Genomic DNA, 18,670 nt, shown 5'->3' with positions numbered 1-18,670 from the left:
CTTCTACTTACTAACGGACATCTCACCTTGACCACTGGCACCCGTCCAGAGAGGATGGCCCACGCCCGCCAAAACCTCGAAATAAGGACATTCCCCCCGCCGTGGCCACCTACTCCCCCCTCATCCGCCGGCTAATGGTCGCCTCCCTGACCGTCGTCGTCAGCCGCGCCCTTATCAGCCCGTTACTCACGCTCTTCCTCAGCAACAAACTCGGCCTCAACCCCCAGGACGTCGGACTTCTGCTGGGCATCGCCGTATTCAGCGCCACACTCCTGTCGCTTTACGGCGGCTACATCATCGACCGACTCGACAAGCGTCAATTGCTGATCCTGACCATGCTTTCCAGCGGCATCGGTCTGATGCTGCTGACCTTCGCGCAGAACCTTTATCTGGTCACTTTGGTGCTGATCATCAGCGAAACCGCGTCAGCACTTTTCCTGATTTGCTCGAAGGCGATCCTCAGTGAAAACCTGCCGGTGGGCCAACGGGTCAAGGCGTTTTCGCTGAACTACACGCTGACCAATATCGGCTACGCGGTTGGCCCGATGATGGGCGTGGTGATTGCCGGCGTGCAGCCGTCGGCGCCGTTTATCGTTGCCGGGGCGATTGCCATTGGCAGTATTTTTTTGCTGCTGGGCGCCAAGAAAGAGGCAAGCTCGGACACATCGGTCAGCCCGCCGCAGAGTTTTTTGAACACCCTGATGATCCTGAAAAACGACCGGACGATGATCCTCTTCACCCTTGGCTGCCTGCTCAGCACATTGGTGCACGGGCGCTTCACCTTGTACCTGTCGCAATACCTGTTGGTCACGCACACCCAGCAACAGACGCTGGACACCATGGCCGCCCTGCTCGCCTGCAATGCGATCACGGTGATTTTGCTGCAGTACCAGATCGGACGATTCCTCAAACGTGAACATCTACGCCACTGGATTGCGGGCGGCACAGCGTTGTTCATCGTCGGGTTGATCGGTTTCAGCCTCGCCGACAGCCTGGTGGGCTGGTGCATAGCGATGTTTATCTTCACTTTGGGCGAGATGATTATTTACCCGGCGGATTTCCTCTTCGTCGATACCCTCGCCCCGGAAGAACTGCGCGGCAGCTACTACGGCGCGCAGAATCTGGCGGCACTCGGTGGCGCGGCGAGTCCAGTGATGTGCGGGTTTCTGCTGATGCACACGCCAGCGCCGAGCATGTTCTACGCGTTGAGTGCATTGGCGGCGGTGGGTGGTTATTTGTGTGTCATCAGCGGACGTCGTGTCGCTTCAGTTCAATATTAATGCACTGAAACTGCATTTATATGAATTTGTCAGCATAGAAATAGATCGGCACACTGTGCGCGTTCCTCCCCCAATGTTGGAACACTTCGAGGGCTTTCCGGATTGCCGGACGAGTCCTTTTTTTTGTCCGGAATTTGTAGAAGGATCGGTTTTACATGCTCGCTCGCTGGTTGCCCGCCGCCATCAATACCCGCCCCACCGAATGGAGCCGCGCCGCGATCGGCATGGCGCTCGGCACGCTGTTCAGTGTGTGGGTGTGCGCGCAGGTGTTTGGTCATGACGTCGCGTACCACTTGATCGGGCCGCTGGGTGCTTCGGCGGTGTTGCTGTTTGCCGTTTCGTCCGGCGCCCTCGCGCAGCCGTGGTCGATTCTCGGCGGTTACTTGTGTGCCGGCGTCGTCGCTTTGCTGGTGGCTCATGTACTCGGGCGAACTCTCGGCAGTGCGTGCCTGGCGGCGGGCATGGCGCTGATTCTGATGTGTTGGCTGCGTTGCCTGCATCCACCGGCGGGTGCTTTGGCGTTGACGTTGGTGCTGGCCGACCCGGCAACGATCGCCATGGACTGGAAAGCCATGGAGCCGGTGATGCTCGGCGCCGCGTGCATGCTGCTCAGCGCTTTGGCGTACAACAATCTGACGCGGATTCGTTATCCGAAACGCGCGGCGGAACCGGCGCCATTGGTGGCCCAAGTGGACAGCCAGGCAATCACCGCCGAAGACTTGAAGCTGGCGCTGGCCGACATGGAAGCCTTCATCGACATCACCCCCGAAGACCTCGAACAACTGATCCACGCCAGCGAACTGCACGCCAAGCGCCGCAGCATCACCGCAACCTTCACCTGACCTTTGTAGGAGCTGCCGAAGGCTGCGATCTTTTGACTTTGTTTTTCAAGATCAAAAGATCGCAGCCTTCGGCAGCTCCTACAGAAGTAATCGCGTTAAGGCAAAAACGCAGACAGCCCCTGCACATATCCCCGTTGTACATGGCAAATTTGCACTGTTACGATCCGGTAACGCTCGCGCGCGAGCTTCTAAAATAAAGACAATAAAAGCAGGGAGTTACTGATGACAGCTCAGGCTTCATCCCCGCGGACTCAGTCCATGGATGCCACGCAAAACGAAGTGCTGACCGAGGTTCGCAACCACATCGGGCACCTGACCCTCAACCGCCCCGCCGGCCTCAACGCCATCACCCTCGACATGGTTCGCCTGTTGCAACAGCAGCTCGACGCCTGGGCGACCGATGCCGACGTCCACGCCGTTGTCCTGCGCGGTGCCGGCGAAAAAGCCTTCTGCGCCGGCGGCGACATTCGTTCCCTGTACGACAGTTTCAAAAGCGGCGACACGCTGCACGAAGATTTCTTCGTCGAGGAATACGCCCTCGACCTGACGATTCATCACTACCGCAAACCGGTGCTGGCCTTGATGGACGGTTTTGTCCTCGGCGGCGGCATGGGCCTGGTGCAAGGCGCGGATCTGCGCGTGGTCACCGAGAAGAGCCGTCTGGCGATGCCGGAAGTGGCGATCGGTTATTTCCCGGACGTCGGCGGCAGCTATTTCCTACCTCGGATTCCCGGTGAACTGGGGATTTATCTGGGCGTCAGCGGCGTGCAGATTCGCGCCGCCGATGCGCTGTATTGCGGCTTGGCTGACTGGTATCTGGACAGCAGCAAACTCGCACTCCTCGACGAAAAACTCGACGCGATGGAATGGCAGGACACGCCGCTCAAATCGCTGCAAAACCTGCTGGCGAAACACGGCGTGCAAACCCTGCCCGACGCACCGCTCGAAAAACTTCGCCCAGCGGTCGATCACTTCTTTGCCCTGCCCGACGTGCCGAGCATGGTCGAGCAATTGCGCGCGGTGACCGTTGCCGACAGCCATGAATGGGCAACCATCACGGCTGATCTGCTGGAAACCCGCTCGCCGCTGGCCATGGCCGTCACCCTGGAAATGCTCCGTCGCGGTCGCCACCTGAGCCTGGAAAATTGCTTCGCCCTGGAGCTGCATCTCGATCGCCAATGGTTCGCCCGTGGCGACCTGATTGAAGGCGTACGCGCCCTGCTGATCGACAAAGACAAGTCACCACGCTGGAACCCGCCGACCCTCGCCGCGCTGGACGCTGCGCACGTCGCGAGTTTCTTTCACGGTTTTGATGAGAGCGGGAGCTGAGCCATGCACGATCTCGAACTGACTGAAGAACAAGTGATGATCCGCGACATGGCCCGGGACTTTGCCCGTGGCGAAATCGCGCCGCACGCACAAGCGTGGGAAAAGGCAGGCTGGATCGACGATGCGCTCGTGGCGAAGATGGGCGAGCTCGGTTTGCTCGGCATGGTGGTTCCCGAAGAATGGGGCGGCACCTACGTCGACTACGTGGCTTATGCGTTGGCGGTGGAAGAGATTTCTGCTGGCGACGGCGCGACCGGCGCGTTCATGAGCATCCACAACTCGGTTGGCTGCGGCCCGGTGCTCAATTACGGCAGCGAAGCACAAAAGCAAACCTGGCTGGCGGATCTGGCCAGTGGCAAAACCATCGGCTGCTTCTGCCTGACCGAACCGCAGGCCGGCTCCGAAGCGCACAACCTGCGCAGCCGCGCTGAATTGCGTGACGGCCAGTGGGTGATCAACGGCGCCAAGCAATTTGTCAGCAACGGCAAGCGGGCGAAACTGGCGATTGTGTTTGCCGTGACGGATCCGGAGCTGGGCAAGAAAGGCATCTCGGCGTTTCTGGTGCCGACCGATACCGCTGGTTTTATCGTTGACCGCACTGAACACAAGATGGGCATTCGCGCGTCGGATACCTGCGCGGTGACGCTGAACAATTGCAGCATTCCCGAGGCCAATCTGCTCGGTGAGCGTGGCAAAGGTCTGGCGATTGCCCTGTCGAATCTTGAAGGTGGGCGCATTGGTATCGCGGCACAAGCGCTGGGCATTGCCCGTGCGGCGTTTGAAGCGGCGTTGGCCTATTCGAAGGATCGCGTGCAGTTCGACAAGCCGATCATCGAACACCAGAGCATCGCCAATATGCTTGCGGACATGCACATGCAGATCAACGCGGCACGGCTGCTGATCTTGCACGCTGCGCGACTTCGTTCGGCGGGGAAGCCGTGTTTATCGGAGGCTTCGCAGGCCAAGTTGTTTGCTTCGGAAATGGCCGAGAAGGTCTGTTCGTCGGCGATTCAGATTCATGGCGGGTATGGCTATCTGGAAGATTATCCGGTCGAAAAATACTACCGCGATGCGCGGATTACCCAGATTTATGAAGGGTCGAGCGAGATTCAGCGGATGGTCATTGCGCGGGATTTGAAGAACTATCAGTTGTGATTGTGTCCGGCCCCTTTTCCCTCACCCCAGCCCTCTCCCAAAGGGAGAGGGGGCCGATCGAGGTGTCTTTCGCCATGCATCGACCTGAAAGACCGTGTCGATTATGGATTCAACAAAGTTCTTTCAGGTCGGCGTACCTCTAAAGCATCCCCCAATCAGTCCCCTCTCCCCCCGGGAGAGGGTTAGGGTGAGGGGCTTTTAAGCTCAATTCAAATCACTTGCCCTTGAACTCCGGCGCACGCTTGGCCACAAACGCCGCCATCCCTTCTTTCTGATCCTGCGTCGCAAACGCCGCATGGAACACCCGACGCTCAAAACGCACGCCTTCCGTCAGGTTCACTTCAAACGCACGATTCACACTCTCTTTGACCATCATCGCAATCGGCAACGACTTGCTCGCAATCACCGCCGCAACCTTCAGCGCTTCATCCAGCAGCTCATCACTCGGCACAATCCGCGCGACAATCCCGCAACGCTCAGCCTCGACCGCATCAATCAAGCGCCCGCTCAGGCACATTTCCATGGCTTTGGCTTTGCCGACTGCGCGGGTCAAACGCTGGGTGCCGCCCATGCCCGGCAGTACGCCGAGGTTGATTTCCGGTTGACCGAACCTGGCGTTGTCGCCGGCCAGAATGAAGTCGCACATCAGCGCCAGTTCACAGCCACCGCCGAGGGCAAAACCGTTCACCGCAGCGATGATCGGCTTGCGGCGGTTGGCCACGCGATCGCTGTCGCTGAACAGGTCGTCCATGTAGATCTGCGGGTAGGTCAGCTCAGCCATTTCCTTGATGTCGGCACCGGCGGCGAAAGCCTTTTTCGAACCGGTGATGACGATGCAACCGATGTTCGCGTCCGCTTCCAGCGTATCCAGCGCCTGGTTCACTTCGCTGACCAGTTGCGCGTTCAGGGCGTTCAGCGCCTGCGGACGGTTGAGGGTAATCAGGCCAACACGGCCATGGTTTTCCAAGAGAATCGTTTCGTAAGCCATGGGTAAAATTCCTTGTCAGAGATTGCGCGAAATGACCATGCGCTGAATGTCGCTGGTGCCTTCGTAGATCTGGCAGACGCGCACGTCGCGGTAGATACGTTCCAGCGGGAAGTCGTTGAGATAACCGTAACCGCCGAGGGTTTGCAATGCCATCGAGCAGACCTTCTCGGCCATTTCCGAGGCGAACAGTTTGGCCATCGACGCCTCGACCAGTGCCGGCTGGCCGCTGTCACGCAGGGCCGCCGCGTAATGCACCATCTGCCGGGCGACGGCAATTTGCGTGGCCATGTCAGCGAGGCGGAACGCGACGGCCTGATGTTCGATGATCGGCTTGCCGAAGGTGTCACGTTCGCGGGCGTAATCACGCGCCGCTTCGAACGCCGCACGTGCCATGCCGACCGATTGTGACGCGATGCCGACACGGCCACCTTCAAGGTTGGCCAGAGCGATTTTGTAGCCCTCGCCCTCCTCACCCAAACGGTTGGCCACCGGCACCTTCACGTCTTCGAAGAGAATCTGGCAGGTGTCGGAGGCATGCTGGCCGAGCTTGTCTTCGACCCGCGCGACTTTGTAGCCCAGCGAATCGGTCGGCACGATAAACGCGCTGATGCCGCGCTTGCCGGCGCTCGGATCGGTGACGGCGAAGACGATGACGATCCCGGCGTTTTGCCCCGAAGTGATGAACTGTTTGCAGCCGTTCAGCACGTAGTGATCGCCGTCCAGACGCGCGCGGGTTTTCAGGCTGCTGGCGTCGGAACCGGCCTGCGGTTCGGTCAACGCGAAGGCACCGAGCATGGCGCCGCTGGCCAGCGGTTTGAGGAAGCGTTCGCGCTGATCGTCGTTGCCGAACTTGAGGATCGGCACACAGCCGACCGAGTTGTGCACGCTCATGATCGTCGAGCAGGCACCGTCGCCGGCAGCGATTTCTTCCAGGGCCATGGCGTAGGCCAGGTAGCCGGTGTCGCAACCGCCCCACTGCTCCGGCACGAGCATGCCGAAGAAGCCCAGCTCGGCCATTTCGCCGATGGCTTCCTTGGGGAAACGGTGCTCGCGATCCCACTCGGCGGCGAACGGCTTGAGGCGTTCCTCGGCGAACTGCCGGGCCATGTCGCGGATCTGGGTCTGGTCTTCGTTGGGAATCATGGTGAATCCTTAAATATCAGTCGCACCGCTTTCCCTGTAGGAGTGAGCCTGCTCGCGATAGCGGTGGGTCATATAAATCAGTGGTGACTGACACGACGTCATCGCGAGCAGGCTCACTCCTACAAGGGGATTGGTGTTGGGTTCAGTAGAGGCATTCCACAGCCATGGCCGTGGCTTCGCCGCCGCCGATGCAGATCGCAGCGATACCGCGTTTGAGGTTTCGCTGGCGCAGGGCCGACAGCAACGTCACCAGAATCCGCGCACCGGAAGCACCGATCGGATGGCCTAGGGCACACGCACCGCCATGCACATTCAACTTGTCATGCGGGATTTCCAGATGCGTCATCGCCGCCATGCCAACCACGGCAAACGCTTCGTTTACCTCAAATAGATCGACATCACCCAGCGACCAACCTGTTTTCTTGATCAGCTTCTTGATCGCCCCAATCGGCGCCACCGGGAACAGACCGGGGGTGTCGGCGAATGCAGCATGACCATGAATCACCGCCAGCGGTTTCAACCCCAGCTTCTGCGCTTGCGATTGACGCATCAGCACCAACGCCGCCGCGCCATCAGAAATCGAGCTGGAGTTTGCTGCCGTCACCGTGCCACCTTCGCGGAACGCCGGTTTCAGCGAGGCGATCTTGTCCAGTTTGGCTTTCGGTGGCTGCTCGTCGTTGCTGATCAGCACCTGCTCTTTGCCGACGGTCACAGTCAGCGGGACGATTTCGTGCTTGAAGCTGCCGTCCTGAATCGCCTGCTGTGCGCGAGTGGTCGAGGCAATGGCAAAAGCGTCCTGCGCCTCGCGACTGAAATGGTTAGTCTCGGCGCAATCCTCGGCGAAGGTGCCCATCAAGCGGCCCTTGTCGTAAGAGTCTTCGAGGCCATCAAGGAACATCGAATCAAGCACACGGCCATGGCCCATGCGGTAGCCGGCGCGAGCGCGATCCAGCAGATACGGCGAGTTGGACATGCTCTCCATGCCACCCGCAATTACCACATCGGCGCTGCCGGCGATCAACATGTCGTGAGCGAGAATCGTGGTTTCCATGCCCGAACCGCACATCTTGTTGACCGTGGTGCAACGGGTCGATTTATCCAGCCCGGCGCCCAGCGCAGCCTGACGCGCCGGCGCCTGACCGAGGCCGGCCGGCAACACGCAACCGAACAGCACTTCATCCACCGCGTCACTGGCGACACCGGCGCGTTCAACCGCAGCCTTGATCGCCGCAGCACCGAGTTGCGGCGCGGTGAGACTTTTCAGTTCGCCCTGAAAACCGCCCATTGGCGTACGCACGGCGCTGACGATAACAATCGGATCGTTGGAAATAGTCATGACAAATCCTCCTTACTTGGCGGCCATGCGCAAGGCGCCGTCGAGACGGATCACCTCGCCGTTGAGCATGCTGTTTTCGATGATATGCCGAACCAGTGCAGCGTATTCGGCAGGCTTGCCCAGACGCGGCGGGAACGGTACGCCGGCGGCCAGCGAGTCGCGGACTTCCGGGGTCATGCCGGCCATCATCGGGGTTTCGAAAATCCCCGGGGCGATGGTCATCACGCGGATGCCGAAGCGCGCCAGTTCACGGGCGGCGGGCAGTGTCAGGCTGGCGATTGCGCCTTTGGATGCGGAGTAAGCTGCCTGACCGATCTGGCCGTCGAATGCTGCCACCGAGGCGGTATTGATGATTACACCGCGTTCGCCGTCGGCATTGGCTTCGGATTCGGCAATCGCCGCAGCGGCCAGACGCAGCATGTTGAAGCTACCGATCAGGTTGACGTTGATCACTTGCGCGAAGCTGCTCAACGCATGCGGGCCGTTCTTGCCGAGGATTTTCTCGCCACGCACGATGCCAGCGCAGTTGACCAGACCATTGAGGCTGCCAAACGCGGCGACGGTCGCTTGCACAGCAGCTTCGGCGGCGGCTTCGTTGCTGATGTCAGCCACCACGCTTTGTGCGCCCAGACGCTGAGCCTGGGCGGCAACCGCCTCGGCGTTCATGTCCACCAGCATCACTTTGGCGCCGGCATTCACCAGCAATTCAGCGGTGGCCGCACCTAGGCCAGACGCACCGCCGGTGACGATAAAAACCTTGTTCTCGATCTGCATGACTGTCTTTCCTGATTCAAGCTGAAACGTTATGCGCCGCGGCCTCTTGAGCCTTGGCGATTTCCTGGTTGCGCAAGATAAAGCGCTGCAATTTGCCGCTCGGGGTCTTGGGCAATTCGCTGACAAATTCGATTTCACGCGGGTACGAATGCGCCGCCAGACGCTTGCGAACATGTTGCCGTAGTTCCTCGGCCAGCTCCGGCGCGGCGCGGTATTGCGCACTCAACACGACAAAAGCTTTGACCAGCTCGGTGCGCTCCGGATCCGGTTTGCCGACCACCACCGCTTCGACCACCGCCGGGTGTTCGATCAACGCGCTTTCAACGTCGAACGGGCCGACGCGATAACCAGAAGTGGTGATCACGTCATCGCTGCGGCCGACGAAACTGATGCTGCCGTCCGGGTTCCATTCCACGGTGTCGCCGCTTAAGTAGTAATCGCCGACGAAGGCCTTGGTCGGCGCGCCTTCGTAGCCGCCGAACCAGCACATCGGTGATTGCGGACGGTCGATGGCGAGGATGCCGGGCTGGCCGACACCGAGTTCGTGGTACTGATCATCGAGCACGACGATGCGATGGCCCGGCGAGGCGAAACCGGCAGCGCCTATGTGTACCGCGTGGTCGAGGCCGTGGTGGTTGCACAGCACCATGCCCAATTCGGTCTGGCCGTAGTGATCGTGAATAACCACGCCGAGGTTGTCGGCGAACCAGCGGATCACCTCCGGGTTCAACGGCTCGCCGGCGCTGCTGACAATGCGCAGCTTGCCTTTGATCGACTTGGCGAACTCGTCACCGCCGGCGATCAGCAGACGATAGGCCGTCGGCGAACCGGTGAGGTTGGTGATGCCGTACTTGTTGATCACCCGGCAGGTGCTTTCGAGGGTGAACGGGCCATCGTAAAAGGTGATCGGATGCCCCATCGACAATGGGCCGGTGACGCCGAAATAAATGCCGTAGGCCCAGCCCGGATCGGCAACGTTCCAGAATGCATCTTCCGGGCGCAGATCGACGGCATCGCGGGTGTAGCTCTGGAACGCGACGATGGCTTTGAGTGGCACCGACAGCGCTTTCGATGGGCCGGTGGTGCCCGAAGTGAACATCAGCAGAAACGGGTCTTCGCCGGTCAGCAGCACTGGCTCGCAGAGGTTGGAATAATTGGCCAGTTCGGCCCAAAAACTGAAATCGCCACGGACGATGCCCTGGCCTTTGGCGCCGCCGACAGTGACCAGGGTTGGGCAATCGGCGACTTCAGCGAGTTTCGGACGGTTGACCGCATCAGCGACCACGACTTTGGCCCCGGAGCTGTTCAGGCGATGTTCGAGGGCTTTCGGGCCGAACGCGGTGAACAGCGGTTGATAGACCGCGCCGATGCGCCAGGTGGCAAGCACGGTGATGAGCAATTCGATGTTGCGCGGCAGCAGGCCGGCGACCTTGTCACCCTTCTGCACGCCTTGGGCGAGAAGGAAATTGGCGAAACGCGCAGCTTTGTCCTGCAGGTCGCTGAAGGTGTATGTCGCACTGGCGCCGTCGCGACCTTCCCAGAACAGCGCAATGCGCCCGGGCAAGGCATGGCGGTCGCAGCATTCGACGCAGGCGTTGAGCGCCTCCAGCGTACCGCTGAGCGCGGCTTCCACGGTGTGCTGATAGTTGAACTGTTCGGTGGCAGACAAGTAATCGCGCATTGCCAGAATCCCTCTGTGTTTTTATTAGGCTGGGAACCGTAAACAACAGAGGGATAGTCGCGCTGTGCGGGGGATGGGGCAATGGTCAAAGCCATCAAAGTGGCTGACTGGTTTGGCCATGCCTTTAGAGATGGGTTGTCAGGTTCAGCCTCTTCGCGAGCAAGCCCGCTCCCACATTTTGGAATGCATTCACCCCTGTGGGAGCGGGCTTGCTCGCGAAGGCGTCAGTTCAGACAACCTCATTGAGGATCAGCGTCCGATAGTGGCCCGGATTCGACCCCGACCATTTACGAAACGCCTTATAAAACGAACTCGCATCGGCAAACCCCAGCCGGCTGGCAATCTCGACAAAACTGATCGAAGGCTCCGCCAGCCAGACAATCGCCAACTCCTTGCGCACACTGTCCTTGAGCCCCTGATACGTCTGCCCTTCCTCGGCCAGTCTTCGGCGCAAGGTCGAGGCCGACATGCACAATTGCTGCGCCAGGGCTTCGGTTTCCGGCCACTGCTCGGCCGGCAACTCTCGCAGATCCTGCTTGATCCGACTCGCCAGGCTCTCCGGGTCACGGTACTTCACCAGAATGTTCGCCGGCGCATGGGCCAGAAAGCGTTTCAACTCTTCGGCAGACCGCTTGATCGGCAGATCGAGGCAATCCGCCGAGAAGATCATCCGCGTGCGCGGTCGATCGAAACGCAGGTTCTCGGAAAACATCACCCAATAGTCATCGGTGAAATCCGGCTCAGCGCAACGCAATTCGATCGCCAGAATCGGAATCCGCCGCCCCGCCAGCCAGCAGGCGACGCCGTGAACGATCATCCAGTAAGTGAAATAGGTGAAGGCGCGACGCGGTTCGGGGTCATCCTCAAGCAGAACGATTTCGGCGAGGCTCTGCTGGTGCACCAACTGCGCTGGCATGCGCTCGAGCATCAGCGAGAGAAAACTCAAACCCGTGCTCAAACTCGCGGCAAGCGTCGGTTGTGCCATGGCGCTGCGGCAGAGGAACTCCAGACTGCCGGACTTGAGCCGGCGCGGATCCATGCCGAAAAATTCGTCGTCACCGCGCCGGGCCAGCAGGCGCCAGAGTTTGGCGTATTGCGAGGCCGGCACCCGACCGTTGTCGGTTTGCAGCAACGCCGGATCAATCCCGACTTTGTTCAAGACTTCGTCCGTGGCCACGCCCGGGGCACAACTTTGCAGCAGCGCTTCACGCACCAGTTGAACGGCGATGGTGTCTTTTTCCGACATGGAACGCGGTAAACCTTGTTGTTTTTGAGTGACCGGCATCTTACCGCACTGACCCGAATTCAACACGAATCCCCTGTGGGAGCGGGCTTGCTCGCGAAGGCGGTGGGTCAGCCAAAACCTCCTTTACTGACCCACCGCCTTCGCGAGCAAGCCCGCTCCCACAGAGATCTGTGTGAGGCGAAAATTGAGGTTGTTCAGCTTCTGTTCAGGTTCATGTCAATGATTGTCATGTGAGAATGGTTGTCATTATGTTACAACTTGTAACCCCTCAGAATGACTCATTGGACACCGAATGCTCGTTCCCTTTCTGATCATGCTGCGCGAAGGCATTGAAGCCGCGCTGATCGTTGGCATCATCGCCAGTTACCTCCAGCAAACCGGCCGTGGCCAGTGGATGCCTGCCGTGTGGATCGGCGTTTTCCTTGCCGCCGCCCTCGCCCTGTTGGTTGGTGGTGGTCTGGAGCTGGTCAGCGCCGAATTCCCGCAAAAGCAGCAGGAACTGTTCGAAGGCATCGTCGGGCTGGTCGCCGTGGGGATTCTCAGTTCAATGGTGTTCTGGATGCGCAAAGTCGCGCGCTCGATCAAACATTCGCTGCAAGCCTCACTCGATCACGCGCTGACTTCTTCGAAGCATCAGGTCATTGCGCTGATCGCCATGGTCTTCTTCGCCGTGGCCCGCGAAGGTCTGGAAACGGTGTTCTTCCTGCTCGCGGTGTTCCAGCAAAGCGAAGGCCCGGGCGCGCCGATCGGTGCCCTGCTCGGCCTGATTCTGGCGATCATCGTCGGGTTCCTGATCTACAGCGGCAGCATGCGCCTCAATCTTTCCGCATTCTTCAAGTGGACCGGCCTGTTCATTCTGGTGGTCGCCGCCGGGATTCTCGCCAACTCGGTGCAGGCGCTGCATGAAGCCGGGCTGTGGAATCACTTGCAAACCGTGCTGTTCGACTTCAGCGCGACGCTGCCGATGGATAGCCCGCTGGGCTCGGTACTCGCCGGCATGTTCGGTTATCAGGATGCACCGACCGTCAGCACACTCGGTGCCTATCTGCTTTATCTGCTGGTGGCGCTGGTGATGTTCTTCCTCCCCGCGCCCAAACCCGCCGCGCAATCGTCTTCCGTTTCCAGCCAATAAGGGCATTCATGTCAAAGCCTAATACTCCTCAGGCCTCCCCTCCCCGCGCCTTGCGTTGGGCGGTGGCCGGTTCGGTGGTCATCATGATCGCCGCCGGTGGCCTGTTCTGGTACGCCTCGAAAATGGCTGCGGCCAAGCGTCAGCACAACCACGATGAAGTGGTGGTGAACATCCATCCGGGCAGTTGCGAACCGAATGCGCTGACCGTTCCGGCCGGCCGCGCCAGTTTCCGCATCGTCAACCGCTCCGACCGCGCCGTGGAATGGGAAATTCTCGACGGCGTGCTGGTGGTCGAAGAACGCGAGAACATCGCTCCGGGCCTGAGCCAGGTGATCAACGCCAATCTGCAGCCGGGCGATTACGCGATCACCTGTGGCCTGCTGAGCAACCCGCGCGGCACCTTGCACGTCACGCCGACTGCCGCCTCCGACGCTGCCGCGAAAGCCAAACCGTCGATGGTCGCTTTCGTTGGCCCGCTGTCGGAATTCCGCGTTTATCTGGCCAGCCAGAGCAGCGTGCTGATCAAAGCCGTGACCGCGCTCAATCAAGCGATTGAAAGCGGCGACTTGAGCCAGGCTCAGGCGCTGTACCTGCCTGCCCGTGCGGCGTATCAGCGCCTGGCACCGGCCGCGCAACGCCTGGCGGAATTGGACAACAGCATCAATGCCCGCGCCGATTATTTCGAAAAACGCGAACAGGATCCGGCCTTCGTCGGCTTCCATCGCCTCGAATTCGGCCTTTTCCAGCAGCGCAAACTCGATGACCTCGAGCCAATAGGCCAACGCCTGCTCAGCGACGTCACCACGCTCAAGCAGCAACTGCTCGCGCAATCACTGCCACCGGAGCAACTGGTGAATATTGTCGTGCGCAACCTCAACACCCTCGCCGACGTGCGCGCTGCCAGCGGTGAAGAGGAACGCTACAGCCACAGCGACCTCAACGGTTTTGCTGCGAATGCTGAAACCGCGCACAAAGTCGTCGATCTGCTGCGGCCAATGCTGAGCAAGTCAGCCGCTGACCTGCTGCCGAAAATCGACAAGGCACTGGCGGACTTCGACACAGAACTCAACAGCTACAAGATCAAGGACGGCTACGCCAGCTACGACTCCGTCAGCGGCGAACAACGCAAGCAGATCGCCGACAAGGCCCAGGCTCTGGCCGACGCGCTTGATGGCATTGATCCCGCCCTTGGCCTCTCCGGCCTGTAAGCAGAAGACGAATTCGCGATGAAAGATTTGGAACCCCTCAACCTGCAACGTCGCCGTGTCCTGATGGGCATGGGCGCCGCCGGTGTCGCCCTCGCCGGCTCAGCCCTGAGCTGCCCGGCCATGGCCGCCGCGCCGGCGCAAGTCACCGAAGCGCCGAGCAGCGACAAAACCGAAGACCGCCACGATTTCCACGGCGTGCATCAAACCGGCATCGTCACCCCGCGCCCGGCATCGGGCATGCTCGTTTCATTCGACGTATTGGCCAGTGATCGTGAAGACCTTGAGCGACTGTTCCGCACCCTCAACGAGCGCATCGCGTTCCTGATGAAGGGCGGGCCGGTTGCGCAGATCGATCCAAAACTGCCACCGCCGGACTCCGGCATCCTCGGCCCGAACGTAACGCCGGACAACCTGACCATCACCGTTTCCGTCGGCGAATCGCTGTTCGACGAGCGCTTCGGTCTGGCCGACGCCAAGCCCAAGCGCCTGCAACGCATGGTCGGTTTCCCCAACGATGCGCTGGAGGCCGATTGCTGCCACGGCGACCTGAGTTTGCAGTTTTGCTCGAACACCACCGACACCAACATTCACGCCCTGCGTGACATCGTCAAGAACCTGCCCGACCTGCTGCTGGTGCGCTGGAAGCAGGAAGGCAGCGTGCCGCCGCAAGCCCCGGCGAAACCCGGTGTGCCGGCGCAATCGGCGCGCAACTTCCTCGGTTTTCGCGACGGTTCGGCCAACCCGAACTCCAACGATAGCAAAGCCATGGACAACATCGTCTGGGTGCAACCGGGCAGCGATGAGCCGGCCTGGGCCGCGCATGGCAGTTATCAAGCGGTGCGGATCATCCGTAACTTCGTCGAGCGCTGGGATCGTACGCCGTTGCAGGAACAGGAAAGCATCCTCGGTCGGGTCAAAGCCTCCGGCGCGCCGATGGGTGGCAAACACGAAACTGAAGTCCCGGACTATCACAAGGATCCGGAAGGCAAGCTGACCAAACTCGACGCGCACATTCGCCTGGCCAACCCGCGCACCGCTGCGAGCCAGGCCAACCTGATCCTGCGTCGGCCGTTCAACTATTCCAACGGCGTCAACAAGAACGGCCAGCTTGACATGGGCCTGCTGTTCATCTGTTACCAGGCCGATCTGGAAAAAGGCTTTATCACCGTGCAGACCCGCCTCAACGGCGAACCGCTTGAGGAATACCTCAAACCGGTCGGCGGCGGTTACTTCTTCACCCTTCCGGGTGTTACGGGCGACAAGGATTTCATCGGTCGCTCGCTGCTCAACGCCACACAACCCAAAACCGCTGCCTAAAAACAACATTCAACACTGGAGCCGCCCCCATGAAAAAGACGCCACTCGCGTTATTGCTGACCCTTGGTTTGCTCAACACCCCGCTGTCGGCGTTCGCCGCGACAGTGCCGCTGGATCTGGTCGGGCCGGTGTCGGACTACAAGATTTACGTCACCGAGCAACTCGATGAGCTGGGCAGCCACACCCAACAGTTCACCGACGCCGTGAAAAAAGGCGACCTGGCCACCGCGCAGAAGCTCTACGCGCCGACCCGCGTTTACTACGAGTCGATCGAGCCGATTGCCGAACTGTTCAGTGACCTCGATGCGTCCATCGATTCGCGCGTCGACGACCACGAGAAAGGCGTGAAGGCTGATGACTTCACCGGTTTTCACCGCATCGAATACACGCTGTTCTCGGAGAAAAGCACCCAGGGCCTGAACGAGCTGGCAGACAAGCTCAACAGCGACGTCAAAGACCTGCAAACCCGCGTCGCTGGCCTGACCTTCCCGCCTGAGAAAGTCGTGGGTGGCGCTGCCGCGCTGCTGGAAGAAGTCGCTGCAACCAAGATCTCCGGCGAAGAAGATCGCTACAGCCACACCGACCTGTATGACTTCCAGGGCAACATCGACGGCGCAAAGAAAATTGTCGATTTGTTCCGTCCGCAGATCGAGAAGCAGGACAAGGCGTTCATCGCGAAGGTCGACAAAAACTTCGCCACGGTCGACAAGATTCTGGCCAAGTACAAGACCAAGGACGGTGGGTTTGAGACGTATGACAAGGTGAAGGATAACGATCGTAAAGCGCTGGTCGGGCCGGTGAATACGTTGGCGGAAGATCTGTCCACGTTGCGTGGGAAGTTGGGTCTGAACTAAGACTTTGTAGCGTCTGGGCGGGCCCTTTCGCGAGCAAGCCCGCTCCCACATGGGAATGCATTCCAACTGTGGGAGACCCGTCCACGTTGCGTGGGAAGTTGGGTCTGAACTAAGACTTTGTAGTGTATGGGCGGGCCCCTTCGCGAGCAAGCTCGCTCCCACAGGGGAATGCATTCCAACTGTGGGAGCGGGCTTGCTCGCGAAGGCTATATCAGCCGCAATACATAATTCCGATTAGAGAATCCGGTACAGCAACCGCTCAATCCGCACCCGACTCACGCGCTTGAGAAACTTCGCCACCGCGCCCGGATACTCCGGCAACGTCTCAAGATTCTGAAAGCTGTCAATCCGCGTGGTATGGCGGAAAATCTCTTCCAGCTCCTTCGCCCGTGGCTCTAGCCACTCGCCTTTCGGGTCTTCAATCAGCAGCGCGTTTTCCAGATCCAGACGGAACGCTCGCGGGTTGAGGTTATTCCCCGTCAACAACGTATAACGCTGATCGACCCACATGCCCTTGAGGTGATAGGTGTTGTCGCCATCACGCCACAAGTGCAGGTTCAACTGGCCGCTGTCGATGTTGCGCTGATGCCGTTTGGCAAAGCGGCGCAGGCTGATCTCGTACAGGTACGGCAGCGCGGCGATCACCTTGAACGGCTCGCTCGGCGGAATGTAGAAATCGTTGGCGGTCTTGTCGCCGACGACGATGTCGATCTTCACGCCACGCGCCAATGCGCGGTTGATCTCGCGGATCACGCCCAGCGGCAAGTTGAAGTACGGCGTGCAGATGGTCAGCTGCTTTTGCGCGCTGGCAATCAGCTCGAGAATCGCCCGGTTCAGCGGGTTGTTCTTGCCGACGCCGAGCAACGGTGTCACCGACAGACCGTCTCTGGCGGTGCTGCCAGTGGCCGTGTCGTACGTTGCATATTTGAGGCGGCTGCGCAGATCACCGATGTCGTTGCGCAGGCTGCGCGTGGTCGGCAGGTTCGGCAGGTCGAGGCGATGCACGGCTTTGGATTCGATCAGGCCGTGCTTGACCAGATGATGCATCGAGTCCGCCAGTTCGTGGCTTTGCAGCACGTGATAACGGTCAAACCGGTACTTGTCGAACTTGTGCAGGTAAACGTTGTTCAGGCTCGCACCGCTGTAGACCACGCAATCGTCGATCACGAAGCCCTTCAAATGCAGCACGCCGAACAGTTCGCGGGTCTGCACCGGCACGCCGTACACCGGCACTTCGCTCTGGTGCGTGCGGGTCATTTCCTGGTACCACGCGGAATTGCCCGGCTGCTTGCCGGCACCGATCAGCCCGCGCTGAGCGCGCAGCCAGTCGACGACCACGGCGATTTCCAGCTCAGGACGTTTGAGCTTGGCGGCGTGGAGAGCATCGAGAATTTCCTGACCGGCTTCGTCTTGCTGCAGATACAGCGCGACGATGTAGATGCGCTGGGTCGCCGTGGCGATTTTTTCCAGCAGGCAACGACGGAACTCGGCGGCGCCGGACAGAATGGTCACGGCCTCGGCGGTCAGCGGAAAGCTGCGCAGTTTGGGCAGCAAGGAACGTTTGAAAAGCAACGGCATAGGGCTCGCAATGGGTCGAATCCGAAGAACCCGAGAGCTTACACCATCGCATCCTTCGGGTCTTGTTAGTGTCTGTGAAGCCCCCTTCGCGAGCAAGCCCGCTCGCACAGGGGAACGCATTTCCAATGTGGGAGCGGGCTTGCTCGCGAAAGCGATCTAAAATTCAATAATTGACGATGAAGAACAATCGTTCTACTGTTCGCCACATGAACGAAATAACAGACAACTCGACCCGCGACATCATCCTCGACGTCACCGAAAAACTGATCTACAAAAGTGGCATCGCCGCCACCAGCATGGATCTCCTGGTGAAAACCGCCGGCGTCTCGAGAAAAAGCATCTACCGTTATTTTGCGGACAAAGACCAACTGGTCGCCGCCGCTCTGCAACGCCGCGACATTCGCTGGATGCACTGGTACCGAAGCGCCGTCGATCAAGCCGAAACCTCGGCCGATCGCCTGCTCAACCTGTTTACCGTGCTCAAGGAGTGGTTCGCCTCGGAAGGTTTCCGTGGTTGCGCCTTCATCAACACCAGCGGCGAGACGGGCGACCCACTGAATCCGGTGCGTCTGATCGCCAAGGAACACAAACAGAAGCTGCTCGACTACGTGGTTGAGCTATGTACCGAACAGGGCGTCGCCGATCCGCAGCAACTGGCCAGACAGCTGCTGATCCTGATTGACGGCGCCATTACCGTCGCGCGGGTGATGGGCGATCACAGTGCCGCCGATAACGCGCAAAACATGGCGCGAAAGTTGTTGGATCTGTAATGCCTTTATAAGCCGGACTTGTTGTTAAACCGCAAAC

Annotated in this window: 16 protein-coding genes; 9 read left to right on the top strand and 7 right to left on the bottom strand. The window is 59.9% G+C overall.

Annotation, left to right across the window (positions count from 1 at the left end):
- Positions 1–101 precede the first annotated feature (101 nt).
- The 4 genes from ACZZ0D_RS10305 (at position 102) to ACZZ0D_RS10290 (ending at position 4,606) form a co-directional block, all read left to right on the top strand.
- A complete protein-coding gene (locus tag ACZZ0D_RS10305) occupies positions 102–1,280 on the top strand; it encodes an MFS transporter (protein WP_463553132.1) in 1,179 nt (392 codons plus the stop codon).
- A gap of 155 nt (positions 1,281–1,435) precedes the next feature.
- The gene (locus ACZZ0D_RS10300; protein WP_463553131.1) at positions 1,436–2,122 is read left to right on the top strand and encodes an HPP family protein; all 687 of its coding nucleotides are present in this window, start codon (positions 1,436–1,438) and stop codon (positions 2,120–2,122) included.
- Positions 2,123–2,344: 222 nt separating this feature from the next.
- Complete coding sequence (locus tag ACZZ0D_RS10295) at positions 2,345–3,451, top strand: enoyl-CoA hydratase/isomerase family protein (protein ID WP_463553130.1); 1,107 nt, start codon at positions 2,345–2,347, stop codon at positions 3,449–3,451.
- Between the two features lie 3 nt (positions 3,452–3,454).
- Complete coding sequence (locus ACZZ0D_RS10290) at positions 3,455–4,606, top strand: acyl-CoA dehydrogenase family protein (protein ID WP_463553129.1); 1,152 nt, start codon at positions 3,455–3,457, stop codon at positions 4,604–4,606.
- A gap of 214 nt (positions 4,607–4,820) precedes the next feature.
- Here the strand turns inward: ACZZ0D_RS10290 and ACZZ0D_RS10285 are convergent, their stop codons facing one another.
- The 6 genes from ACZZ0D_RS10285 to ACZZ0D_RS10260 all read right to left on the bottom strand — a co-directional run bounded on the left by ACZZ0D_RS10285 (position 4,821) and on the right by ACZZ0D_RS10260 (position 11,774).
- A complete protein-coding gene (locus ACZZ0D_RS10285; protein WP_463553128.1) occupies positions 4,821–5,594 on the bottom strand; it encodes an enoyl-CoA hydratase in 774 nt (257 codons plus the stop codon).
- A 15-nt stretch (positions 5,595–5,609) separates the two neighbouring features.
- Positions 5,610–6,737 (bottom strand): acyl-CoA dehydrogenase, encoded by a 1,128-nt coding sequence (locus tag ACZZ0D_RS10280; RefSeq protein ID WP_463553127.1) that lies wholly within the window; start codon positions 6,735–6,737, stop codon positions 5,610–5,612.
- A gap of 142 nt (positions 6,738–6,879) precedes the next feature.
- Positions 6,880–8,073, bottom strand: a complete 1,194-nt coding sequence (locus tag ACZZ0D_RS10275) for an acetyl-CoA C-acyltransferase (protein ID WP_463553126.1) — start codon at positions 8,071–8,073, stop codon at positions 6,880–6,882.
- Between the two features lie 12 nt (positions 8,074–8,085).
- Entirely contained in the window at positions 8,086–8,847 is a 762-nt protein-coding gene (locus ACZZ0D_RS10270) for an SDR family NAD(P)-dependent oxidoreductase (protein WP_463553125.1), read from the bottom strand.
- Positions 8,848–8,863: 16 nt separating this feature from the next.
- Positions 8,864–10,528, bottom strand: coding sequence for an AMP-binding protein (locus tag ACZZ0D_RS10265; protein WP_463553124.1), 1,665 nt, complete (start codon positions 10,526–10,528; stop codon positions 8,864–8,866).
- 229 nt (positions 10,529–10,757) lie between these two features.
- Entirely contained in the window at positions 10,758–11,774 is a 1,017-nt protein-coding gene (locus ACZZ0D_RS10260; protein WP_463553123.1) for an AraC family transcriptional regulator, read from the bottom strand.
- Positions 11,775–12,066: 292 nt separating this feature from the next.
- On the opposite strand from ACZZ0D_RS10260, the gene efeU reads away from it, so the two are divergent.
- The 4 genes from efeU to efeO (ACZZ0D_RS10240) are packed head-to-tail and all read left to right on the top strand — an operon-like array spanning position 12,067 to position 16,285.
- Entirely contained in the window at positions 12,067–12,906 is an 840-nt protein-coding gene (efeU, locus tag ACZZ0D_RS10255) for an iron uptake transporter permease EfeU (RefSeq protein WP_463553122.1), read from the top strand.
- Positions 12,907–12,914: 8 nt separating this feature from the next.
- Positions 12,915–14,114: an iron uptake system protein EfeO gene (gene efeO, locus ACZZ0D_RS10250; protein WP_463553121.1), complete on the top strand. Its 1,200-nt coding sequence runs from the start codon at positions 12,915–12,917 to the stop codon at positions 14,112–14,114.
- 18 nt (positions 14,115–14,132) lie between these two features.
- Entirely contained in the window at positions 14,133–15,431 is a 1,299-nt protein-coding gene (gene efeB / locus ACZZ0D_RS10245; protein ID WP_463553120.1) for an iron uptake transporter deferrochelatase/peroxidase subunit, read from the top strand.
- Between the two features lie 29 nt (positions 15,432–15,460).
- Positions 15,461–16,285: an iron uptake system protein EfeO gene (gene efeO / locus ACZZ0D_RS10240; protein WP_463553119.1), complete on the top strand. Its 825-nt coding sequence runs from the start codon at positions 15,461–15,463 to the stop codon at positions 16,283–16,285.
- A 234-nt stretch (positions 16,286–16,519) separates the two neighbouring features.
- Here the strand turns inward: efeO (ACZZ0D_RS10240) and pssA are convergent, their stop codons facing one another.
- Positions 16,520–17,863 (bottom strand): CDP-diacylglycerol--serine O-phosphatidyltransferase, encoded by a 1,344-nt coding sequence (gene pssA / locus ACZZ0D_RS10235; RefSeq protein WP_400748104.1) that lies wholly within the window; start codon positions 17,861–17,863, stop codon positions 16,520–16,522.
- 206 nt (positions 17,864–18,069) lie between these two features.
- Here pssA and ACZZ0D_RS10230 point away from each other — a divergent pair, with 206 nt between their 5' ends.
- Positions 18,070–18,633, top strand: a complete 564-nt coding sequence (locus tag ACZZ0D_RS10230) for a TetR/AcrR family transcriptional regulator (RefSeq protein ID WP_463553118.1) — start codon at positions 18,070–18,072, stop codon at positions 18,631–18,633.
- The last annotated feature ends 37 nt before the right edge of the window (positions 18,634–18,670 follow it).

This window comes from Pseudomonas sp. AC193 (assembly GCF_979258075.1).
The sequence above is the reverse complement of the archived record's forward strand: the minus strand, read 5'-3'. Positions and strand labels throughout refer to the sequence as shown.